Below are 22,307 nucleotides of genomic sequence, written 5' to 3' on the forward strand. Positions count from 1 at the left end.
ACGCACCTACTTCCCGGTGATCGTCTCCGCGGGCTCGGAGGGTCCGGGCTCGACGAAGCTGTAGGGCGGAAGCGGCCCGTTGAGGCGCACGTCGAGGTGCGGATGAGCTTGCCGCAGCTCGTCCACCGCCTCCGCGAAGCGGGCGGCCGCGTCCCGGTCGACCAGGAACGACACGTTGGCCAGCCAGCCCGTGGACTCCGGGCCCAGACCGACGGCCGCCGCGAGCGGCTCCAGAGCCTGCTGGACGACGCTCGCGTCCTCGGCCTCCTGCGCCTTGACGGCGGCGGCGACCATCTCGCCGAGCTGCAGCTTCTGCTCGTAACTGCCGCCGCCCGCCTTGCGGTTGGCCTCGGCGAGGGCGCGCAGCTCGGGGCTGCCGGCCATCACGTGGTGCAGCACGGCCTCTTCGATGTGGGTGGCCTTGACGTTGTACTCGACCTTGCCGTCGAGAGCCTGCAGCCGCTCCTTGTAGTGCTCGGCGCGCTCGGCCAGCACACCGGTGACGGCGCTGTCCTCGGGGGCGACGCTGCCGAACCGCATGGGCAGCACACAGCCGCCGGCGCCCGCCTCGGCGAGCACGTTCTGGTGGGCGAGGAGCTCGCGGCGCTTGGGGCGCAGCCCCTCCGGCGCGTCGCTCACGACCGCCGCCAGGTCGCCCTCCTTCAGCACCCGCACCGGCATGGGCGGGTCGCCGACGCCGCCCAGTCCCTCGGGGAGGGCGGGGTGCGAGCCGGCGGTGATGCCGTAGACGTACGTGCTCACTCCGACTCCTCCTTCCGGCGCGAAGCCGTGCTCTTGCGAGCGCGGGGCCGGGGCTCGCGCTCCGCGGAACCCTCGTCACGCGACTGCTTGAACGCGTCGGAGATGGTCTCCGCGGCGCCGGAGAGGGCGCCCTTGGACTTGCCGCGCGCGCCGGACTCGGTGACCTCGCCGACGATCTCGGGCAGGCCCGGGCTCTTGTTCGGTCCGGACTCCAGGTCGAGGCGGTTGCACGCCTCGGCGAAACGCAGATAGGTGTCGACGCTGGCCACGACGACCCGAACGTCGATCTTGAGGATTTCGATGCCGACCAGGGAGACCCGCACGAACGCGTCGATCACCAGCCCCCTGTCGAGGACGAGCTCCAGAACGTCGTAAAGACCGCTCGAGCCGCCTCCGCCACCGGACTGCTGTGCTGGGACTACGGTCATGCCGACCGCACCTCCTTGGTTCGTGGTTGATGATCGAAAAGTGTCTTCGGCGGTGGCCTAGCGGCCGCCCGCCCTGCTGGCGTCGGCCCGGCCGCGCTCGTAACGGCGGACGCGTCGGTAGCCGGTGAGCTGGCCCTCCGGGTCGAGCTCCACCTGGTAGGTCGCCATGAGGCTCATGGTGTCGGGGACCCGTTCCAGTTCGAGCACCTCGACCTCCAGGGACCAGCCGTCCTCCGTCTGCGCGAAGGAGGACACGCTCTCGGCGGTCATGCCGGTGAGCTCCGCCAGCTGGGCACGCGCCTCGCGCAGCACCGTCATGGGGCGCGGCCGGTCGTCCGTCACGATGTGGTCCTCGCCCTTCTCGTCGGTGTCCTGCTCGTCGCCGTCGTAGGCGTCGTCCTCGTCGGCGTCCTGCTCGGCGTCGTCCTCGTCGGCGTCCTGCTCCTCATCGACCTCCGACTCGTCGACGTCTTGCTCGTCGACCTCTGACTCGTCGACGTCTTGTTCGTCGGCGTCCGGTTCGTCGACCTCTTGCTCGTCGACCACCGGTTCGTCGGCGTCCTGCTCGTTCTCGTGGTCTTCCGGTCTCTCGGGCCCGGTCTCTTCGCTCTCGGGCCCTCGCTTGCGGACTTTTCGTGAAGCCCGCGCATCCGATGTGTTCTTTGTGGAATCCGATGTGCTTTTCGTGTTCGCCATGGCCACCTCTCCTTCCGCGTGTCCGGAAGCCTCATGGCCAAACCTTCACGAGCCGTTCAGTGCGTCGAGCCGCCGCCGGGCCGGTCCCAGCGAGCGCCCGCGGCCGGTCAGCGAGGACCACGGCCGGGCACGGGCCTGCTCGACGGCGTCGGCCATCGTCCAGCGGCGCGGACCGAGCTCCGGATCGTCGAGCTGCTCCCAGCTGATCGGGGTGGCGACGGGGGCGCCGGGCAGCGCCCGCACCGAGTAGGGGGCCACGGCGGTCTGCGCGTAGGCGTTGCGCTGCACGTCCAGGTAGAGCCGGTCGCCGCGGTCCTTCTTGCGGGCGGCCGTGGTGAGCCGGTCCGGGTGCTCGGCGGCGAGCACCTCGGCGACGTCCCGGGCGAAGCCGCGCACCTCGTCGAAGCCGTGACCGCCGTCGATCGGCACGACGACGTGCAGCCCGCGCGAGCCGGTCGTCATCAGCCCCGAGGGCAGCCGCAGCTCGTCGAGCAGCTCGCCCAGCCACCGGGCTGCCTCGCGGACCGCGGCGAAGTGCGCGTCGTCGGCCGGGTCGAGGTCGAAGACGAGCAGGTCGGGCCGGTCGACCCGGTCGGCCCGCGACAGCCAGCGGTGCAGGGTGAGACCCGCCTGGTCGGCCAGGTACACGAGGGTGGCGGTGTCGTCGCAGACGGTGTGGCAGACCGTGCCGTCCTCCTTGGCCACCTCGACCCGCCTGATCCACTCCGGGTAGTGCTCGGGGGTGTTCTTCTGCATGAACCGGGGGCCGTCGACGCCGTCCGGATGCCGTTCCAGCATCAGCGGGCGGCCGCGCAGGTGCGGCAGCATGAACGCGGCGACCGACCGGTAGTAGGCGACGAGGTCGGCCTTCGTGTACGGCTTCGTCGCCTCCCCGGCCGGGAAGAGGACCTTGTCCGGGCGGTGCACCTCGACGGTGCGGCGGCCCGCGCGCACGGTCCGCGCGGCGCCGCCCGCGCCCCCGCTCACGGCGCGATCGCCTGCTCCGCCAGCAGCCGGACGGACGCGGCGATCGACTCGGCGTCGATGACGGCGGCGTGCAGCTGCTCGGCCGGGCTCGCCGACCCCGGCATCGTGCGGACGGCGAGACGCACCAGGCGGGGCGTCGGCCGCCCGTCGAGGAAGGCGTCGAGGACCGCGTCGCCGAGGCCGCCCTGCTCGTGGTGGTCCTCCACGCTCAGCAGGCAGCCGGTCTCCTCGGCGGCCCGCCGCAGCGTCTCCCGGTCGACGGGCTTGACCGAGTACAGGTCGATCACCCGTACCGCGATGCCCTCGCCGTCGAGCGCCTCGGCGGCCTTCAACGCCTCGTGCACGGTGACGCCGGCCGCGACGATCGTCAGGCGGTCCCGTCCGGAGGAGCGCAGCACCTTGCTGCCGCCGACCGGGAACTCCTCGTCCGGGCCGTACAGCGCCGGGGCCGCGCCGCGCGAGGTGCGCAGGTAGCGGATGCCGTCCAGCCCCGCCATCGTGGCGACGAGCCGGGCGGTCTGGTTGGGGTCGCACGGGTAGAGCACGGTGGAGCCGTGCACGGCCCGGAACATCGCCAGATCCTCCAGGCCCATCTGCGAGGGCCCGTCCTGCCCGATGGCCGCCCCGGCATGCGAGCCGACGAGGTTGATCCCGGCGCCGCTGACCGCGGCCATGCGGACGAAGTCGTGGGCCCGGGTCAGGAAGGCCGCGAACGTGGAGGCGTACGGCACCCAGCCGCGCGCGGCGAGACCCACCGCGGCGGCGACGAGCTGCTGCTCGGCGATGTAGCACTCGAAGAACCGCTCGGGGTGCTCCTTGGCGAAGACCTCGGCCCGGGTGGAGTCGCTCACCTCGCCGTCCAGGGCGACGACGTCCTCGCGGGCGCCGCCCAGCGCGGCGAGCGCCTGCCCGTAGGCGTCCCGGGTGGCCGCCTCCTCGCCCTTGTCCCAGCGCGGCAGGTCGAGGCTCCCGGTGGGGACGGAGTGCAGCATGCGGGCGTCGGCCGGTCCGTGCACCCGGACCCGCAGGTCGCGGACGCCGCCCAGCTCCTCGATCGCCTCGTCGGCGTCGGGCAGCGGCTTGCCGTGCAGCCCCTCGCGGTCTTGGACGGCCGCCACGCCCCGGCCCTTGAGGGTGCGGGCGAGGATGGCCGTGGGCTGGCCCTTGGTGGAGACCGCCTCGCCGTACGCGCGGTGGACGGCGTCCACGTCGTGCCCGTCGATCTCGACCGTGTGCCAGCCGAACGCCTGGAAGCGGCGCGCGTAGGCGTCGAGGTCGTGGCCGTGCCGGGTGGGGCCGCGCTGGCCCAGCCGGTTCACGTCGACGATCGCCGTCAGGTTGTCGAGGTGTTCGTGGCCCGCGTGCTCGGCGGCCTCCCACACCGAGCCCTCGGCGAGCTCGCTGTCCCCGCACAGCACCCACACCCGGTAGCCGGTCCGCTCCAGCCGTTTCCCGGAGAGCGCGATGCCGACGCCCACCGGCAGCCCCTGGCCGAGCGATCCGGTGGCCGTCTCGACCCACGGCAGCCGCCGCGGGGTGGGGTGCCCTTCGAGCCGGCTGCCGAGCTTGCGGAAGGTCAGCAGCTCCTCGTCGTCGACGGCGCCGGCGGCCTTGTAGGCGGCGTACAGCAGCGGGGAGGCGTGCCCCTTGGACAGGACGAAGCGGTCGTTGCCGGGGTGGGCGGGGCGGTCGAAGTCATAGCGGAGGTGGTTGGCGAGCAGCACGGCCATCAGGTCCGCGGCCGACATCGAGGACGTCGGGTGCCCGGACCCCGCGGCGGCGGCGGCGCGCACGCTGTCCACCCTCAACTGCTGCCCCAGCTCTGCGAGTTCGGCGGAGTCCATCGGGCTACCGGTCTTCTTCCGCACGTTCGTCGGCGCCCTGGGCGGGTTCGCCGCCCGGCTGGTTGCGGGCGGGTTCGCCGCCCGGCTGGTTCTTCGCGGGCTCGCCGCCCGGCTGGTTCCTGGCGGGCTCGGCGGCGCCGTCGTCGTCCGGCGCGCTCGCCGGTGCGGAGCTGTGCCGTCCGACCTCCGGCGTGGGCGAGGTGATCGACTGGGAGCCGTCCTCCGGCGACGACTGACCCGCTCGGGGGCCGCCCTCACCGCCTGGGTGCCGTCCCACCTCGGGGGTCGGCGAGGTGATCGACTGCGAGCCGTCCTCCGGAGAGGGGCGCCGCTCGCCGGATCCGCCGGCCGTCCGGTTCTCGTCGTTCACGTCGTTCACGTCGTTCACCTGATTCCTGTCGTGGTGGGTGTTCTTGCGGTTCGCGTCGACCACGCCGTTCACAGCGTCCCCGTCCGTCCCGGCGGCCGGGACGGCGCGCACGTCCGCCTCGGTGGCCGCGCCGGGGCCGAAGGCCGTCGGCTCGCGCCTGCGCTCGTCCGGGGTCCGGCTCAGCTCCGGTGACGCCGTGTCCAGCGGCGCCGACCAGGACCGGACGAGGCCCAACTGGACCGACTGGCGCGGGAGTACGGCGTCCAGCAGCCAGTCGGCGGCGACGCGGACGCGGTTGCCGGGCATCGCGGCGAGGTGGTAGCCGCGGGTGACCGCGCCGGCCACCGGGCCGCTGAGGTGGACGCCCAGCGGGTTGGCGGCCGCCTGCACGCCGCCCAGGTCGACGGCGAACCCCAGATCCTTGTGCCGGTACGGCCGCAGCCCGCCTCCGCCGCCGAGGGAGGCGGCGACGTTCTGTCCGGCCGTCCTGCCCTGCCGCCACGCGTGCTGCGCGGTCATCGGCGTGTACTCGCCGGGCCGGTCCAGATCCGGCACGGCGGCCGCGTCCCCGCAGGCGAACACCTCGGGCCGACCCGGCACCTGGAGCGTCGGCTCGACCAGCAGCCGGCCCCGCTCCAGAGGCAGGCCGAGGGACTCCGCGAGCGGATCGGGCCGTACGCCCACGCACCACACCAGCGTCCGGCTGTCGACGAACTCGCCGTCGGTCAGCAGCACGCCCTCGCGCGTGGCCTCCTTCACGGAGGTGCCCATGCGCACCTCGACGCCGCGTTCGCGCAGCACCCGGTCGGCGGTGCGGGAGAGGCGTTCGTCCAGTTCCGGCAGGACACGGTCGGCGACGTCGAGGAGCAGCCAGCGCGGCCGCATTCCCTTGCGAGCGGGGTGGGCCCGTGCCAGCGCGTCGGTGAACAGCTGTCCCTGTGCGGCGACTTCGGCGCCGGTGTAGCCCGCGCCGACCACGACGAACGTACAACGCGCCACGCGTTCGCAGGCGTCGTCGCCGGACGCGGCCAACTCGACCTGTCGGGTGAGGTGATCGCGCAGATAGAGCGCCTCGGGCAGACCGCGGAAGCCGTGCGCGTGCTCGGCCACCCCCGGGATGGGCAGCAGCTTGTTCACGCTGCCCGCGGCCAGCACGAGCCGGTCGTAGCCGAGCACGCCCGTGTCGCCCTCGGGGCCGGTGTAACGCACGGTGCGCGCGTCGAGGTCCACCCGGTCGGCCTCGCCGAGCACCGTGCGCACCGAACGCAAACCGGCGGACAGCGGCACGGTGATCCGGCGCGGTTCCAGGACGCCCGTCGCCACCTGGGGCAGCAGGGGCTGATACAGGAAGTGGTCGGTCGGGTTGAGCAGGGTGATCTCGGCCCGGCCGCGGGCCGCCCGGGCGAGGGTGCGGGCCGCCCGGTACCCGGCGAAGCCGGCTCCGACGATCACGATGCGAGGTCGACTCACGGCTGGCCTCCGGCGGGGTCGGACGGTTCTCGTACGAGGGTTTCCGCCTCCCCCCGGCAGAGGCGGCCAAACGTTGCGCCGGTTTCCCGCCCGGGGTCCGGGTACCCGGTGCGGGACCAGAGTCACCCAGTCGGAGGTACCCCCCATGCCCGAGTACGGCTACTTCCTGTCCTGCGAGGAGTTCGGCCCCGCGGACCTGATCGAACAGGCGCGCATGGCCGAGCAGGCGGGTTTCCAGGCGCTGTGGATCTCCGACCACTACCACCCCTGGAACGGCGCGCAGGGCCAGAGCCCGTTCGTCTGGTCGGTGATCGGCGCGCTGTCGGAGGCCGTGTCGCTGCCGATCGAGACGGCCGTGACCTGCCCGACCGTGCGGATGCACCCCGCCGTGGTGGCCCAGGCCGCCGCCACGGCCGCCGTGATGACGAACGGCCGCTTCCGGCTCGGCGTCGGCTCCGGCGAGGCGCTGAACGAGCACATCCTCGGCGACGCGTGGCCGCCCGCGAGCGTGCGCCTGGAGATGCTGGAGGAGGCGGTCCAGGTGATGCGCCGGCTCTTCACCGGCGAGGAGGTCAGCCACTACGGCACGCACTACACGGTGGAGAACGCCCGCCTGTACACCGTCCCCGACGAGCCGGTCCCGATCGACATCTCCGGCTTCGGCCCGAAGGCGACGTCGCTGGCGTCCCGGGTGGGCGACGGCTACATCACGATGATGCCGGAGGAGCCGATGGTGGAGCAGTTCCGCAAGGGCGGCGGCGGCGCGAAGCCGGTCAGCGGCGGCACGAAGGTCTGTTACGGCGCCGATCGCGACGAGGCCGTGCGCACCGTCCACCGGCTGTGGTCGAACCAGCTGCTGCCCGGCGAGATGGGCCAGATCCTGCCCACCCCGCGCCACTTCGAGCAGTTGGAGCCGCTGATCACCGAGGAGATGGTCGGCGAGAACACGGTCTGCGGCGACGACGTGGACGAACACGTCGCGGCCCTCACCGCCTTCGCCGACGCGGGCTTCGACCGGGTCTACGTCAACCAGATCGGCCCGGACCAGCGCGGCTTCTTCGACTTCTACCGGACGAAGGTGCTGCCCCGCCTGCAGTGAGGCCGGCCCGCCGGGGCGCGTGATCCTCACGTGCTCCTGGCGTGCCGCCCGCCGGCCGAGGCCAGTTCGTCGACGAGATGCCTGTCCAGATGCTCCATGTGGTCGATGCGCTCCATGGCCGCCCCCGCGTACCCCCCGTCACGAAGCCTCACGCCCGGCGAGCGCTCGGCGAGGACCGGCGAGCGCCCGGCGCGCGACCGGCGAGGACCGGCGAGGATCCGCGACGGGCGGGCCGGGGAGGCGGATCCGGCGCCGAAGCCGGTGGGGGCGACCTGATCGTCCGACACCGGCCGGGGCGATCACCGGGTACGCGGACCGGCGCGGGCGGTGAGCCGTCCGGGCGGCGAAAATCCCGGGTGGGCGCCGGCCGTCCGCCCGTAGAGTCGCTTCCTTCGACGGCCGACGCGAAGGAGCGACAGTGAGTGAGCAGCACACCTACCGGGTGATCGTCCGCGGCACGTGGGACGGCCTGACCGAGGAGGGCCGTGCCCGACTGCTCTCCGAGGCCGCCCACCACGGCCTGACGAGCATGCGGTTCACCGAGGAGGGCACGCTGTCGTACGAGGCCTCGCCGCTGAAGCACTTCTCCATGCGCTTCGTGGTGGTCTCGGACGCCGCGGACGGCGAGGAGATGGCGGGCGCACTCGCCGAGGAGCGGGCCGAGACGACGCTCCGCGGGCTCGGCCACGGCTTCACCGGGCTGAAGTCGACGGTCACCGACCTCGACACCATGAAGATCAACCGGAAGCCCGCATCTCGGCGGTGATCGCCCACCGCTCGTGGTCCCGCCACTCCCCGTCGATGTGGATCATCTTCGGGGAGAACCCCTCGCGCCGGAAGCCGCAGGCGCGGGCGAGGGCGATGGAGGCCGTGTTGCCGGGCTGCGCGTTGATCTCCAGCCGGTGCAGCCGCAGCGGCCCGAAGGCGTGGTCCATGACCAGGCCGAGGGCCTCGCGCATCAGGCCGCGTCCGGCCGCGTGCGCGAAGGCGCCGTAGCCGAGCGCACCGCACTGGAACGCGCCCCCGACGATGTTGTTGACGTTGACGAATCCGGCGATCGCCCCGTCCTCCCGGGTGCACACGAGGAAGCCGGCCTTCGAGGGGTCCTCGATCAGCCGGCTCGCATAGGCCGTGTACGCGTCGGCGGTGGCCGGCGGGAACAGCCACGGGCGGTGGAGGTCCTTGCTCTCGCGGACCCGGGCGGTGAACTCGGGTCCGTCGGCGTGCGTGACGTGGCGTAGCCCGACACGAGGTCCCTCGGCGAGGTACGCGGATGCGGTGTGCGGCATCCGGACAGCGTACGACGGGGCTATCTCCGCCGGGTCCTGGAGTAGCCGACGTACGCCCCGCACAGCGCGCCGATCAGGCCCGTGGCCAGCAACGCCGTCCACAGCGGCATCGTCACCACCGGGACCAGCAGCCGGATCTCGGTGGCCCGGGTGTTGCCGAAGACGAAGACCAGGGCGAGGACGGCGAGCACCAGGACCGCGATCCGGCCGGGGGTGGCCACCGCGCCCGCGCCGCCGCTCTTCCCGCCGCCCTCGGCGGCCTTGGACGTCTTCGAGGTCTTCGGGCTCATACGAACAGCCTGGGCCGCGCGCCCCGCTCCCGCGCGGCGGGGCTGCCCTCCGGGTGACACGGCGGAGGCGGTCCGCACGCCGGACGCCGCACGACGGACACCGGACACCGGACACCGGACGACGGACCACGGACGCCGGACACCGGCCGACGGAGGACGGACGAGGGCCGACGGACGACGGACACCGGACGAGGGCCGACGGACGCCGGACGCCGGGTCAGCGCAGCGCCGGGTCAGCGCAGCGCCGGGGCGTCGAGGGTGAGCGTCCCCTGGTCCGCGTCGAGGACGGCGCCCACGCCGAAGGGCACGGTCAGCGCCCCCTCGCAGTGCCCGAAGCCGAGCTCCTCGACCACGGGGACGCCGAGGCCGCCCAGCCGGTCGGCCAGGACCGGGCGCAGTTGCTCGTAGGGGCCGCACCGGTGCCAGGAGCCGAGCGCGACGCCCGCGACGCCGTCCAGCCAGCCGGTGCGCAGGAGTTGGGTCAGGGCCCGGTCGACGCTGTACGGCGGCTCGCCGACGTCCTCGACCAGCAGCAGCCCGCCCCGGGCGCCGGGCCGGGAGTGCGGGGTGCCGTAACCGGTGGCGAGCAGCGACAGACAGCCGCCCAGGGTGACGCCGCGGGCCCGTCCCGGCGCCAGGGGGACGCCGGCCGAGCGGAGCGTGCGGACGGTCTCGGGGGCGAACAGGGTGGCCCTGAGGTGGTCCTGCGCGCGGGCGTTCTTGACGAAGTCGATGCCGGCGGCCACCGGTCCGTACAGCGTGGCCAGGCCCAGGCGGACGGCGAACGCCTCGTGCAGGGCGGTGCTGTCGCTGAAACCGACGAACACCTTCGGGCCGGCCGCCCGCAGGGCGTCCCAGTCGAGCAGGTCGACGACGCGCTGGGCGCCGTAGCCGCCGCGTGCGCACAGCACGGCGTCGACGCTCGGGTCGCACCAGGAACGCTGCAGGTCGGCGGCCCGGTCCGCGTCGGAACCGGCGAGGTGGGGCAGGCGGGGGTCCCGGTCCAGCACGTGGGGGGCGACGACCGGGTCGAGATCCCAGCCGCGCAGCAGGTCCAGGCCGGCCTGCAGCCGCTCCTCCGCCACCGGCCCGCTGGGCGCGACGACCGCGATCCGCGCGCCGGGGGCGAGCCGCGACGGCCGCACGAGTTCCTTCACCGCTGTAGCTCCAACCTCGCCGCGCCGGGCGGACTCAGCCCGAAGACCTGAGCGTACAGCGACAGCTCGGTCTCCAGGGCACGTGCCGTGGTCGCCGCCCGCCGGAAGCCGTGGCCCTCCCCCTCGAACGCGATGTACGCGTGCGGAACCGGCCGCCCGGCGAGCCGGCCGAGCCGCTCGAGGAACCGCTCGCACTGGGCCGGCGGCCAGATCACGTCGTCCAGCCCCCGCAGCGGCAGGAACGGCACGCTGACGCGGTCGGCGTGCTCGACCGGCGAGCGCTGCGCGTACCGGGCAGGCGCTGCGGCGAGGGGTCCGACGAGACTGTTCGTGGCCGGGGGCGGTGACGCCGGGATGGTGGGGCGGGTGGACGTGCGCGTGGATCCCGCAGGTCGTCCCCCGTCCGCCTAGGCCGTCCGCAGGAACCGGTCGAGGACGCGGACGCCGAAGTGCAGCGCCTCGACCGGGACCCGTTCGTCCACGCCGTGGAAGAGCGCCTGGTGGTCGAAGCCCTCGGGGAGCTTCAGCGGCGTGAAGCCGTAGCCGGTGATCCCGAGCCGCGAGAACTGCTTGGCGTCCGTGCCGCCCGACATGCAGTACGGCACCACATGCCCTTCGGGCGCGAACTCCTGGACGGCGGCGCGCATCCGGGCGTACAGCGGCGCGTCCAGCGGTGCCTGGAGGGCGACTTGGCGGTGAAGGAACTGCCAGTCGACGTCGGGTCCGGTGAGGTCGTCGAGGGTGGCGCGGAACTCGTCCTCGGCGCCCGCGAGGAACCGGCCGTCCACGAAGGCGACGGCCTCTCCCGGGATCACGTTCACCTTGTAACCGGCCTCCAGCACGGTCGGGTTGGCGCTGTTGCGCACGGTCGCCTCGACGAGGGCGGCGGCCGGGCCGAGCTTGACCAGCAGGGCGTCCACGTCGTCCAGGTCGCCGTCGACGCCGTACAGCGCGGCCAGTTCGGTGAGCGCGGCGGCGACGGTCGGGGTGAGCCGGGCCGGCCAGGCGTGCTCGCCGATGCGGGTGACGGCCGCGGCCAGCCGGGTCACCGCGTTCTCCCGGTTGACCTTGGAGCCGTGCCCGGCGCGTCCTCGCGCGGTGAGCTTCAACCAGGCCGTGCCGCGTTCGCCCGCGGCGATGGGGTAGATCTGACGTCCGGCGCCGTCGTGGAAGGTGAACGCGCCCGATTCGCCGACGGCCTCGGTGCAGCCCTCGAACAGGTGCGGGTGGCGGTCTGCGAGGAAGCCCGCGCCGTCCTCGGCGCTGGCCTCCTCGTCGGCGGTGAGGGCGATGACGAGGTCGCGCCGGGGGCGCACCCCCTCGCGCGCCCAGGCCCGCAGCACGGCCAGGATCATCGCGTCCATGTTCTTCATGTCGACCGCGCCGCGCCCCCACACCACCCCGTCGCGCACCTCCCCGGAGAACGGGTGCACGCTCCAGTCGGCGGCCTCGGCGGGGACGACGTCCAGATGGCCGTGGACGAGCAGCGCCTCGGCGGACGGGTCGGAGCCCTCGACGCGGGCGACGACGTTGGCGCGGCCCGGGGTGCGCTCGAGCAGCGTGGGCTCGATGCCCGCCTCGGCCAGCAGCGCGGCGGCGTACTCGGCGGCGGGCCGCTCGCGGCAGTCCCCGCCGCCACGGTTGGTGGTGTCGATGCGGATGAGGTCCGAGGTGAACCGGACGACCTCGTCCCGCGCCTCTGCGTCAGCCATGCCGTTCCCGCTCTTCCTCACGCTGCCTGTCCCGCCGCCCTCACCGTCGTCGCCGCTCAGCCGTACTGCTCCTCGACCGCGGCCGAGACGATCGTGGTCAGCGCCTTGAACGTGCGGATCCCCTCGTACATGGTGGCGCTGGTGTACGCCGCCTTCCGCTCGCCGGCGCGGGCGACGCCGGGCACGACGGTGGCCGCCGCCGCGAGGTGCTCGGCGTCGAACTCCACAGCCACGGTGAACGGGCCGCCCGCGACCGGTGCCTGACGAACCGCCAGGGTCGTGGCCGCCTTCGCCGCGGCCCGGATGTCGGCGGCGGTGCGGGCCGGTGTGCGGCACACGGCGGCATAGCGCGAGACATGGTCCTTGACGGCGACCTTCAGCGCCTCGGGCGCGTAGCCGAGGGCGTCCTCGCAGGTCACGTCGTCGCCGGTGACCAGGACGACGGGCACGCCGTACTCCGCGACGACATGCGCGTTGAGCAACCCCTCACTGGCGCGGACGCCGTTGAGCCAGACGGCGGTGATCGAGTTGGCGAGGTAGGTGTGGGCGAGGACGCCCTCCGCTCCGGCGCCCGCGTGGTAGCCGACGAACGCGACGCCGTCGACGTCGCCGTGCTGGACGCCCTCCACCATGGACAGGGCCTTGTGCCGGCCGGTGAGCATCTCGACCCGGTCGTCGAGCTGTTCGAGGAGCAGGTTGCGCATGGTCCAGTGGGCCTCGTTGATCACGACCTCGTCCGCCCCGCCGTCGAAGAAGCCGAGCGCGGCGGCGTTGACGTCCGAGGTGAACATCGAGCGGCAGCGCTCCCACTGCGGGGTCCCGGGCAGCACGTCGGCGGGCCAGGTGACGCCGGTGGCGCCCTCCATGTCGGCGCTGATGAGGATCTTCACTCCGCCCCCTGCCGTCTGCGGGTCGCCGTCGTCCCGGTCGCCCTCTCCGGGTGGTCCGAGCCTAACGGGCCGCAGCCCCTGTCCCGCGGAAGCGACGCACCCGGCGGCCGGCCCCCGAGCCGGCCCGGGCCCCGCACGGCCGTCGCGGGCGAAGCCGACGGGACGGCGGAAGCCTCGGGCCCGGCCCTCGCCGCGCGAGGGCGGCACACTCCCGGGCGGTCAGGTCTCGCGGGCGGTCAGGTCTCGCGGGCGGTCACGAACCACTTCGACGGCGGTTCGATCCGGCTCCCGTCCGGCGCGAACTCGGCGGTGATGAGCGGCAGTTCGCCGGACGCCAGGACCGTGAGCCCGGCGGTGCGCAGATACCGGGGCACCGCGTCGTCGGCGACCTCGCCGGGGGCGATGCAGTGCCGGAGGATCGGCGCCGGCTTCGGCGGCGGACCGGCCGGTGCTCCGCGCCAGGGCGCCGAGCACCGGCCGGGCGGCCTGCGACAGCTCCACGAGGCGTCGCGCGCCGGCCGGGCGGCCGGCCGTTCAGCGGGGCGGGAGCGTCAGCTCGAACCACACCGACTTCCCCTCGGCGGTACGGCTGGCGCCCCACCCGCGGGCCAGCGCGCTCACCACGCGCAGCCCCCGCCCGGCCTCGTCGCCGGGGCCGGCGCTCAGCAGGTTCGGCAGTTCGTGATCGTCGTCCTCGACCTCGCACAGCAGGGTGTCGCCGCGCACCAGGCGCAGCGCCACGGGTCGCCGGCGGGAGTGCCGCAGGGCGTTGGTGACGAGCTCGCTCACCATGAGCTCGGCGGGGTCGGCGAGGGCGTCCAGCCGCCAGTCGCGCAGTCGCTCGCGGACCGCGGCGCGGGCCCGGGCGGCCTGGGCCGGGTCGAGGTCGAGGCGCCATTCGGCGACGTCGTCGGGTGCGATGCCGCTGAGGCGGGCCATGAGCAGGGCGACGTCGTCCTTGCGGCCCCCGCGGCCGGTCTCGGCGAAGGTCGCGGCAAGGGCGCGGACGATCGTGTCGCAGGCGTCGTCCATGGAGGCGGCCGGGTGGGCGGCGGACTCGCACAGGGCCGCCAGGCCCACGCCGATGTCCTCACCGCGCGTCTCCACCAGCCCGTCGGTGCACATCACCAGCCGGTCCCCCGGCCGGACGCGGACGCGGACGGCCTCGAAGGGGACCCCGCCGACGCCGATGGGCGCGCCGGTGGGCAGGTCGAGCAGCTCGCTGCGGCCGTCGGCGGCGCGGACCAGCACCGGCGGGATGTGGCCCGCGTTGGCGAGGTGCAGCTCGCTCGCGATGGGGTCGTAGACGGCGTACAGGCAGGTCGCGAGGTAGGCGTCGCCCAGCCGCTGCGCCAAGTCGTCGAGGTTGCGCAGGAGTTGGGCGGGCGGCAGATCGAGGGCGGCCATGGTCTGCACGGCGGTGCGCAACTGGCCCATCATGGCGGCGGAGTTGAGGCCGTGCCCCATGACGTCGCCGACGACGAGCGCGGTGCGGGCGCCGGGCAGTTTCACCGTGTCGAACCAGTCCCCGCCGACCCGTCCGAGGAGCGTGCCCGGCAGATAGCGGGTGGCGAGTTCGCAGCCCGCCCTGCGCGGTGGGATGTGCGGCAGCATGCTGTCCTGGAGGGTCTCCGCGACGCTCTCCTGGTGGGTGTACATGCGCGCGTTGTCGAGCACGAGGCCCGCGCGGGCGGCGAGTTCGGCGCCGGTGACCCGGTCCATGTCGGTGAACAGGGCGCGCTCGGGGTGGCGCAGCAAAATCATGAAGCCGAGGACGACGTTGCGGGCCTTGAGCGGGACGACGAGCATGGAGCGGCCGGTGATCAGGGGTCTGATGTCCCGTTTTTCGAACTGCGCGGCGATGGCGTGGCCCTGCTGCTCGCTGATCCAGGGCACGAGGACCGGCTCGCCGGTGGTCAAGCACCGGAAGAACGGGGTGTGGGCGGGAAACTGCACGGCCTCGCCCACCGGCACCACGTCGTCCCAGCGGCCGGGTTCGTCGGTGTGCTCGACGGCGACCCGATGCCACAGCGTGGTCGTGTCCGGCACGCCGTCGGGGAACCCCTCGCCGGCGACGACCTGTTCGCGCAGATAGGTGCCGGCGACGTCGGTGAAGCGCGGGACGACGGCCCGGCTGACCTCGTCGACGGTGCGGAGCAGGTCGAGGGAGGTGCCGATCTTCCCGCTGACCTCGTTGAGGAACTCCAGCCGTTCCCGGACGGCGACGTACTCCAGGTCCTCGCCCTCGTCGACCGGATCCCGGGCTGTGGGCGCCCCTTCGGCGGCGGCGCGGGCGGCGCGCTCCCGGCGCGCCCGGCGTTCGACGCGCCGGGCCACCCCCCAGTCGGGGGTGACCGGCACCCGGTCGTTCTGGCTGAACTCCATGACCGGGTAGCCGAGTTCGAGGACCTGCGCGACGATGCGGGCGCTGTCGCCGACGCTCATGCTGGGCAGGATCTCGGGCAGTCGGCGGGCGAGTTCCTGGGCGCCGGGGAAGTCGGTGTGCAGGGCGAAGCCGGGCGCGATGCGTTCGACGGCCGAGGGGTCCGCCGGTCTCCCGGGGCGCAGGGCCGCCGCGTCGGCGGCCAGCACCAGCAGCCGTTCCGTGCCCGGCCCGACCAGCGGGTAGGCCCACCACAACACGTCGACGCGGCGGTGGTCGTCGTCCCGCGCGGGCACCGTCAGCCGGGCGCGTCCGGCGGCCGGATATCCGAGCCCGCGGTCGAGCGAGGAGTCCAGGCCGGGTCCGAGGCCCTCGTGGACGGCGTGGTCGCCGTAGAGGTCGTCGGCGAAGTCGTCGTCGGGGTCGGGGAGCGCGCCGGAGACGGGGAGCAGATCGATGGCCGGCTGCCCGATCGCCTCCTCCCTGGCGACGCCGAAGAGCCGGCGCGCGCCGGCGCTCCAGTGGGAGACGAGCCCCTCGCGGTCCACCACGACCACGGCCAGGGGAACGCGTCCGGCGTCGGCGCGGCCCGCCCCGCCGGACGGGCCTGCGGATCCCGCACCCGCGCCGCCCGACGCCTGGTCCCCGGCTCCGCGGCTGGGAGGCGCTTCCCTCTCGGTGCCACGGTCCATGACGCAGGCCCTCTCTCCCCAGAGCTGTGCAAGATCTGTCCCGCAGTGCCCACCGTACGGCGCACGCCGGTCGGCGCGTGCCCCAATCCTGGAATTGGTTTCACCGGGGCGCGCCGGGGTGAGCCGGGGCGGGCCGCACGTCCCGGCGCCCGCCGGCGCGCCGTCAGTCCTCGTGGCCGAGCCGCAGGTCGCGCTCCGTACGGCCGCCGCCGGCCACCCGCAGGACGGTGGCGACCGGCGGGTAGCCGGCGGCGATGACGGTGTACTCGCCGCACGACAGACCGGCGAAACGGAAGGCGCCGTCGGCTCCCGTGGTGAGGGTCTCGACGACGTTGCCGGCCGCGTCGAGCAGCGTGACGCGCGCGTCCTCGACCACCCGCCCCCCGGCGGCCCGGACGGTGCCGCGCAGCAGGGCGCCGCCGGTGAGCTCGACGTCCTGACGGGTCTCGCGGGAGGCGTGGACGGCGATCGGCAGGGCGGCCGGGCGCAAGGCGGGCGCGGCGACGGCGAGCGTGTACTCCCCGGCGGCCAGCTCGGTGAGCACGTAACCGCCGGCGCGGTCGCTGCGGGCGCCGGCGACGACCTCGCCGCGGACGTCGGTGAGGGTGACGGCGGCCTCGGGCACGGGAGCGCCGTCCGCGGTGACGACGCTGCCCACGAGCCGGCCGGCCGGTCCGCCGAGGACGACGTCCAGGTCGACGGGGCGCTCGCCGACGGTGACGGAGACGGCCTGCGGCCGGTGGCCGCCGGCGGCGGCGATCAGGACGTACGCCCCGCGGCCCGGGGTGGACAGCGCGTACCGTCCGTCCTCGCCGCTGGAGCCCCGGCCGATCTGCTGTCCGCCCGCGTCGACGAGCGTGAGCACCGCGCCGGGCACGGGCGTCCCGCGCGAGCGCCGCACCGCGCCCCGCACGGGGATCGCGCCGGACGAGACGGACGGGAGGGCCGGAGGGGGCGCGGGATTGGGCTCCGCCCCGGCGTCGTCGTGGGCGGCCAGCGGTTCCTCCTTGAGGAAGAAGGCGATGAACAGTCCGAGAACGAGCACCGGCACGAGGTACAGGAAGATCCTCGGCATGGCGTCGGCGTAGGCGCGGACGTAGGCGTCGCGCAGCGGGGCGGGCAGCGCGTGGACGAGCCGCGGGGTGAGCGACTCGGGGTCGGGCAGGGCGGCGCCGGCTCCCGCGGGCAGGCGCGCGCCCAGGGCGTCGGCGAGCCGGTCGGCGAAGAGGGTGCCGAAGACCGCCGCGCCGACGCTGCCGCCGATCTGCCGGAAGTAGGTGTTGGCGCTGGTGGCGGCGCCGAGGTCGGCGGGGCGCACGGAGTTCTGCACGGCGAGGACGAGGACGGGCATCACCAGGCCGATGCCGGCGCCCAGCACGGCCATCCACAGGCTGTACTGGAGCCGGGGTGTGTCGGCTTGCAGCCGGGACAGCAGCCACATGCCGAGGACGGACAGGGCGCTGCCGAGGACGGGGTAGATCCGGTAGCGGCCGGTGTGGGTGATGAGCTGTCCCGAGAGGATCGAGGCGCCGACGACGCCGCCCATCATGGGCAGCATGAGCAGCCCGGACTCGGTGGCGCTGGCTCCGTCGACCATCTGCAGGAAGGTCGGCAGATAGCTCGCGGCGCCGAACAGGGCGACCCCGGTCACCAGGCCGACCAGCGCGGTGACGTTGAAGACCGCGTCCTTGAACAGCCGGAGCGGGATGAGGGGTTCGGCGGCGACGCCCTCGACGAGGAGGAAGAGGACGGCCGAGGCGGCCGCCCCGGCGCCGAGACCGAGGACGACGCCGGAGTCCCAGGCGTACCGGCTGCCGCCCCAACTGGTCAGCAGGACCAGGCAGACGGAGGCGGCGGCGAGCAACAGGGCGCCGAGGACGTCGAAGCGGGGTTTCGCGGCCGGCTTCGGCAGCTTCAGCACGGCCGTGACGACGGCCAGCGTGAGGAGGCCGAAGGGGACGTTGACGTAGAAGCACCAGCGCCAGGAGAGGTGGTCGGTGAAGTAGCCGCCCAGCAGCGGACCGGCGACCGAGGCGAGGCCGAACGCGGCGCCGATCAGGCCCATGTAGCGGCCGCGCTGCCGGGGCGGCACGATGTCCGCGATGATCGCCTGCACGCCGATCAGCAGACCGCCCGCGCCGACGCCCTGGACGGCGCGGAAGGCGATCAGCTGGTCCATCGTGCCCGCCCGCCCGGCGAGCGCGGAGCCGAGGACGAAGACGACGATCGCGAACTGGAAGACGCCCTTGCGGCCGAGGAGGTCGCCGAGCTTGCCGTACACCGGGAGCATGACGGTGGCGGTGAGCAGGTAGGCGGTGATCGCCCAGGACATCCGGTCCAGGCCGTGCAGCTCGCCCACGATCCTCGGCAGGGCGGTGGCGACGATCATCTGCTCCAGCGCCGCGAGGAGCAGCGCGAGCATGAGGGCGAAGAAGACCAGCCGCACCCGGCGCCGGTCCGGTCCCGCGCGGTCGGCGGGCGCCGGCGGCGGGGCTTCGGCGGGAGTCGCCGTGACCGGCTCGTCCTGCACCAGAATGGTTGCGCCCATCTGCCGTCCCCTCGTCGCACCCGCCACACAGTCGTCGCGTAAAGCGACAACCACGGGCAAGTGCGACGAGTTACGGGGCCGTCCCGGTCACAAGGGAGAACCACTCGATCCGGTGACGGTGATCTATCCCCCGGGAACGCGGGGATACCGGTTTACTTCTCCACCTCGGCGGCGAGGTTGGCGAGGACCGCGTCGTAGATGCGGCCGAGGCCCTTGGGGGCGAAGGTCTTCTCGAAGAAGCCGCCGATGCCGCCGGCGCCGTTCCACGTGGTGGTGACGACGACGCGGGACGAGCCCTCGCCTGCCGGGGTGACGCGCCAGACGGTGACCATCGAGGAGTTGCGGTCCTTCTCCACGAGCTCGCCGTCGGTCGGTTCGGCGACCTCCAGGAGGCAGTCGCGCACGCGCTTGCTGGTGGCCTGGAGCTTCCAGTGGACGAGGGTGCCCTCGCCGTCGCCGCCCTCGCGCACCTCGTACTCGCTGAAGTGCTCGGTCAGCAGCTTCCCGCGCGTGCCGCTGTAGTCGGCGATCGTGTCGAACACCTTCTCCGGGTCCGCCGCGACGACCCGCTCGGTGGTGGCCTCGACCTGCGCCATGAAGTTCCTCCAGGTCCGTGTTGCTCAAGGTCCGTGTTGCTCAAGGTTGCTCAGGGGTGCCTCAGGTTCGGGGCAAGCCAACCACCCCGGTCGGCGGCCGCCCAAATCGGGGTCGCCGAAGCGATCGCCGCGCGATCGGAAACCGGTCCCGAAAGGTCCGCCGCACGATCATGGGAACACATGTTCTATTGTGGGGGCAGTGCTACCGAGGAGGCGTCATGCGCTGGGAGAACCTCACCGCGAAGACCCGCCACGACCGGCCGGCGGACGCCGCGCTGTTCGGGGCGGACGCGGTCACCACCAGGACGTTCGACACGCCCGAGTTCGCCGGCATCACCTTCCACGAGATCCGGGCCCGCTCGATCCTCAACCGGGTGCCCGGCGCCTCCCGGATGCCGTTCGAATGGACGGTGAACCCCTACCGCGGTTGCACGCACGCGTGCGTCTACTGTTTCGCGCGCAGGACGCACAGCTATCTCGACCTCGACACCGGGGTCGGCTTCGACACCCAGATCGTCGTCAAGGTGAACGCGCCGGAGCTGCTGCGCCGGCAGCTCGCCTCGCCCCGCTGGCAGGGCGAACACGTCGCGATGGGCACGAACGTCGACTGCTACCAGCGCGCGGAGGGCCGCTACCGGCTGATGCCGGGCATCCTGTCCGCCCTGCGCGACCGGGCGAACCCCTTCTCCATCCTGACCAAGGGCACCCTGATCCTGCGCGACCTCGACCTGCTGCGGCAGTCCGCCGAGGTGACCGACGTCGGGGTCTCGGTCTCCGTGGGCTTCGTCGACACCGAGCTGTGGCGCACCGTCGAGCCGGGCACCCCGGCCCCGCAGCGCCGCCTGGACGTCGTACGGACCCTCACCGAGCACGGCATCGGCTGCGGGGTGCTCATGGCGCCGGTGATCCCGTTCCTGGGCGACGAACCGGCCCAGCTGCGCGCCACCGTCCGCGCGATCGCGGCCGCCGGGGCCACCTCCGTCACCCCGCTCACGCTGCATCTGCGCCCCGGCGCCCGCGAGTGGTTCATGGCCTGGCTGGGACGGCACCACCCCGGCCTGGTGCGCCGCTACGAACGGCTCTACGCCGACGGCGCCTACGCCCCGAAGTGGTACCAACGCCGGATCACCCGTCAGGTGCACGAGCTCGCCGAGGAGTACGGCATCGGCCCCACGCGCGCGGGGACGCACCGCCGCATCCGACGGCCCGACCCGACCGAGGCGCCCACCGAGCCCGGCCCGACCCAGCTCACGCTGCTCTGAGCGCGTTCGAGCGCATCCGGCTACCCGAACGGGTCAACAAGCATCAGAACAGGTATTACCGGACGATCTTCCCGGGACGATACGGCAAGGGCTGTGACCTGCGCGGTCCGCTTCGCTCGGCCCCTCCGTCCCGGGAGCACTCCATGAACAAACGCGCAGCCGTGCTGTGCGCCGCCGCCGCAGTCGTGGCCGGGACGGTCACGGCCGTGCCCGCCGGCGCGAGCCCTTCGCACCCCGCGGCACCCGTCCTCGCCCCCGCGCCCGCGGCCACGGCCAAGCTCGCCTGGAAGAGCTGCGGCGTGACCGACCGGCCGAAGCTGCAGTGCGCGTCGCTGAAGGTGCCGCTCGACCACGCCCGGCCGAGCGGGAGGCAGATCACGCTGGCGCTGTCGCGCGTGCGGCACACCGCGCAGAGATACCAGGGTCCCCTGCTGGTCAACCCCGGTGGCCCCGGCGGCCAGGGGCTGAGCCTCGCCGCCTTCGGCGCCTCGGCGCTGCCCAAGGCCGTCTCGGCGCAGTACGACGTCATCGGCTTCGACCCGCGCGGGGTGGGCAGAAGCACCCCCGCCCTGAACTGCAGGCCAGGCCACTTCGCCGCCGTCCGCCCGGACTCCGTGCCGCTCACCGAGGCGGCCGACCGGGCCAATCTCGAGCGCGCCCGGTCCTTCGCCGAGGCCTGCGGCAAGAAGTACGCCGACGTCCTGCCGCACATCGACACGCTCGACGCCGTGCGGGACATGGACGCGATCCGCGCCGCGGTCGGCGCCGAGCGGCTGAACTACTTCGGTTACTCGTACGGCACCTACCTCGGCGCCGTGTACGCCAAGCTCTACCCGCACCGTGTGCGCCGCCTGGTCCTGGACTCCGTCGTCGACCCGACCGGCGTCTGGTACGAGGACAACCTCACCCAGGACCTCGCCTTCAACGACCGCCACCGCGCCCTGATGGCCTGGATCGCCAAGTACGACAAGACCTACAAGCTGGGCTCCGACCCGGAAGAGGTCGAGTCGAAGTGGTACGCGATGCGGGCGGCTCTCGCCAGGAAGCCGGCCGGCGGCAAGGTGGGCGCCTCGGAGCTGGAGGACACCTTCGTGCCCGGCGGTTACTACAACGGTTACTGGCCGCACCTCGCCGAGGCGTTCGCCGCGTACGTGAACGCCTCGGACGCCGGCCCGCTGGTCGAGGCGTACCAGAACTTCGCCGCCGTCGACGCCGCGGGGGACAACGGTTACAGCGTCTACACCGCCGTGCAGTGCCGGGACTCCTCCTGGCCCGGCGACTGGGACGAATGGCGCTCGGACAACTGGTCGGTGTACGCCAAGGCGCCGTTCATGACCTGGAACAACGCCTGGTACAACGCACCGTGCGCGTTCTGGCCGACCCGGTCCCGGGGCCCGGTGAACGTCGCCAACGGCGATCTGCCGCCGGCCCTGCTGTTCCAGGCGACGAACGACGCGGCCACCCCGTTCGAGGGCGGCGCGACCGTTCACGCCCTGCTGCGCGGCTCCAGTCTGGTGGTCGAGGAGGGCGGGCAGAACCACGGCATCACGCTGAGCGGGAACGCCTGCCTGGACAAGCACCTGGCGGCGTACCTGACCGACGGCGCCGTGCCGCGCGGGAGCGGCGAAGCCGACGCGGTGTGCCCGGCGCAGCCCGACCCCGAGCCGCTGGACTCCAAGGTCGCACAGCGCTCGGCCCACGGCTCGACGCTGCACGGGCTGCTGGGCTTCCGCGGCTGAGCAGCCCCGCACGGCCGCGAAGGCCGCCGGGGCGCCGGGGCGTCGTGGCGTCGTGGCGTCGTGGCGTCGTGGCGTCGTGGCGTCGTGGCGTCG

At 73.6% G+C, this 22,307-nt stretch carries 19 protein-coding genes and 2 pseudogenes; 4 read left to right on the forward strand and 17 right to left on the reverse strand.

Annotated elements, in window-relative coordinates; all coding sequences use genetic code 11:
* Nucleotides 1-6 precede the first annotated feature (6 nt).
* From ACFVYK_RS06185 to ACFVYK_RS06210, 6 genes are all read right to left on the reverse strand, one after another.
* On the reverse strand, nucleotides 7-762 hold the full coding sequence (locus tag ACFVYK_RS06185) for a GvpL/GvpF family gas vesicle protein (protein ID WP_389769159.1): 756 nt from the start codon (nucleotides 760-762) through the stop codon (nucleotides 7-9).
* On the reverse strand, nucleotides 759-1,190 hold the full coding sequence (locus ACFVYK_RS06190; protein WP_389769162.1) for a gas vesicle structural protein GvpA: 432 nt from the start codon (nucleotides 1,188-1,190) through the stop codon (nucleotides 759-761). The genes ACFVYK_RS06185 and ACFVYK_RS06190 overlap by 4 nt, the downstream gene beginning before the upstream one ends.
* A 57-nt stretch (nucleotides 1,191-1,247) precedes the next feature.
* Nucleotides 1,248-1,535 (reverse strand): gas vesicle protein, encoded by a 288-nt coding sequence (locus tag ACFVYK_RS06195; protein WP_389769330.1) that lies wholly within the window; start codon nucleotides 1,533-1,535, stop codon nucleotides 1,248-1,250.
* 396 nt (nucleotides 1,536-1,931) lie between these two features.
* Nucleotides 1,932-2,873, reverse strand: a complete 942-nt coding sequence (ligD, locus tag ACFVYK_RS06200; protein ID WP_389769164.1) for a non-homologous end-joining DNA ligase — start codon at nucleotides 2,871-2,873, stop codon at nucleotides 1,932-1,934.
* Nucleotides 2,870-4,717, reverse strand: a complete 1,848-nt coding sequence (locus ACFVYK_RS06205; protein ID WP_389769166.1) for a transketolase — start codon at nucleotides 4,715-4,717, stop codon at nucleotides 2,870-2,872. The genes ligD and ACFVYK_RS06205 overlap by 4 nt, the downstream gene beginning before the upstream one ends.
* A 4-nt stretch (nucleotides 4,718-4,721) precedes the next feature.
* Nucleotides 4,722-6,557, reverse strand: a complete 1,836-nt coding sequence (locus ACFVYK_RS06210) for an FAD-dependent oxidoreductase (protein WP_389769169.1) — start codon at nucleotides 6,555-6,557, stop codon at nucleotides 4,722-4,724.
* Between the two features lie 145 nt (nucleotides 6,558-6,702).
* Between ACFVYK_RS06210 and ACFVYK_RS06215 the strand changes: the two genes are divergently transcribed.
* A complete protein-coding gene (locus ACFVYK_RS06215; RefSeq protein WP_389769171.1) occupies nucleotides 6,703-7,656 on the forward strand; it encodes an LLM class F420-dependent oxidoreductase in 954 nt (317 codons plus the stop codon).
* 26 nt (nucleotides 7,657-7,682) lie between these two features.
* Here ACFVYK_RS06215 and ACFVYK_RS06220 read toward each other — a convergent pair whose 3' ends face one another.
* Complete coding sequence (locus ACFVYK_RS06220) at nucleotides 7,683-7,943, reverse strand: hypothetical protein (RefSeq protein ID WP_389769174.1); 261 nt, start codon at nucleotides 7,941-7,943, stop codon at nucleotides 7,683-7,685.
* Between the two features lie 131 nt (nucleotides 7,944-8,074).
* On the opposite strand from ACFVYK_RS06220, the gene ACFVYK_RS06225 reads away from it, so the two are divergent.
* On the forward strand, nucleotides 8,075-8,422 hold the full coding sequence (locus tag ACFVYK_RS06225) for a DUF6204 family protein (RefSeq protein WP_389769176.1): 348 nt from the start codon (nucleotides 8,075-8,077) through the stop codon (nucleotides 8,420-8,422).
* Here the strand turns inward: ACFVYK_RS06225 and ACFVYK_RS06230 are convergent.
* The 10 genes and pseudogenes from ACFVYK_RS06230 to ACFVYK_RS06275 form a co-directional block, all read right to left on the reverse strand.
* Nucleotides 8,394-8,945 (reverse strand): GNAT family N-acetyltransferase, encoded by a 552-nt coding sequence (locus tag ACFVYK_RS06230; protein ID WP_389769179.1) that lies wholly within the window; start codon nucleotides 8,943-8,945, stop codon nucleotides 8,394-8,396. The two genes, ACFVYK_RS06225 and ACFVYK_RS06230, sit on opposite strands and share 29 nt — an antisense overlap.
* 20 nt (nucleotides 8,946-8,965) lie before the next feature.
* A complete protein-coding gene (locus tag ACFVYK_RS06235; protein ID WP_389769182.1) occupies nucleotides 8,966-9,235 on the reverse strand; it encodes a LapA family protein in 270 nt (89 codons plus the stop codon).
* Nucleotides 9,236-9,468: 233 nt separating this feature from the next.
* The gene (locus ACFVYK_RS06240; protein WP_389769184.1) at nucleotides 9,469-10,392 is read right to left on the reverse strand and encodes an LD-carboxypeptidase; all 924 of its coding nucleotides are present in this window, start codon (nucleotides 10,390-10,392) and stop codon (nucleotides 9,469-9,471) included.
* Nucleotides 10,389-10,718 (reverse strand): annotated as a pseudogene (locus ACFVYK_RS06245) (alpha/beta hydrolase family protein); the annotation flags it as partial. The gene ACFVYK_RS06240 and the pseudogene ACFVYK_RS06245, both read right to left, overlap by 4 nt.
* Before the next feature lie 81 nt (nucleotides 10,719-10,799).
* Nucleotides 10,800-12,104 carry a M20/M25/M40 family metallo-hydrolase gene (locus tag ACFVYK_RS06250; protein WP_389769187.1) on the reverse strand — a complete coding sequence of 435 codons (1,305 nt, stop codon included), beginning with the start codon at nucleotides 12,102-12,104 and terminating at the stop codon, nucleotides 10,800-10,802.
* A 56-nt stretch (nucleotides 12,105-12,160) separates the two neighbouring features.
* Entirely contained in the window at nucleotides 12,161-12,994 is an 834-nt protein-coding gene (locus ACFVYK_RS06255) for a M55 family metallopeptidase (protein ID WP_389769189.1), read from the reverse strand.
* A gap of 236 nt (nucleotides 12,995-13,230) precedes the next feature.
* A pseudogene (locus ACFVYK_RS06260) lies at nucleotides 13,231-13,498 on the reverse strand (SAM-dependent methyltransferase); the annotation flags it as partial.
* A 30-nt stretch (nucleotides 13,499-13,528) separates the two neighbouring features.
* On the reverse strand, nucleotides 13,529-16,069 hold the full coding sequence (locus ACFVYK_RS06265; protein WP_389769192.1) for a SpoIIE family protein phosphatase: 2,541 nt from the start codon (nucleotides 16,067-16,069) through the stop codon (nucleotides 13,529-13,531).
* Nucleotides 16,070-16,232: 163 nt separating this feature from the next.
* Nucleotides 16,233-18,617, reverse strand: a complete 2,385-nt coding sequence (locus ACFVYK_RS06270) for an MFS transporter (RefSeq protein WP_389769195.1) — start codon at nucleotides 18,615-18,617, stop codon at nucleotides 16,233-16,235.
* Nucleotides 18,618-18,769: 152 nt separating this feature from the next.
* Nucleotides 18,770-19,213 (reverse strand): SRPBCC family protein, encoded by a 444-nt coding sequence (locus ACFVYK_RS06275; RefSeq protein WP_389769198.1) that lies wholly within the window; start codon nucleotides 19,211-19,213, stop codon nucleotides 18,770-18,772.
* Between the two features lie 218 nt (nucleotides 19,214-19,431).
* On the opposite strand from ACFVYK_RS06275, the gene ACFVYK_RS06280 reads away from it, so the two are divergent.
* Both ACFVYK_RS06280 and ACFVYK_RS06285 read left to right on the forward strand, forming a co-directional pair.
* Nucleotides 19,432-20,475 (forward strand): Rv2578c family radical SAM protein, encoded by a 1,044-nt coding sequence (locus ACFVYK_RS06280; RefSeq protein WP_389769200.1) that lies wholly within the window; start codon nucleotides 19,432-19,434, stop codon nucleotides 20,473-20,475.
* 143 nt (nucleotides 20,476-20,618) lie between these two features.
* On the forward strand, nucleotides 20,619-22,214 hold the full coding sequence (locus ACFVYK_RS06285) for an alpha/beta hydrolase (protein ID WP_389769202.1): 1,596 nt from the start codon (nucleotides 20,619-20,621) through the stop codon (nucleotides 22,212-22,214).
* Nucleotides 22,215-22,307 lie beyond the last annotated feature (93 nt).

The organism is Streptomyces sp. NPDC058291 (assembly GCF_042880855.1).
Lineage (GTDB): Bacteria > Actinomycetota > Actinomycetes > Streptomycetales > Streptomycetaceae > Streptomyces.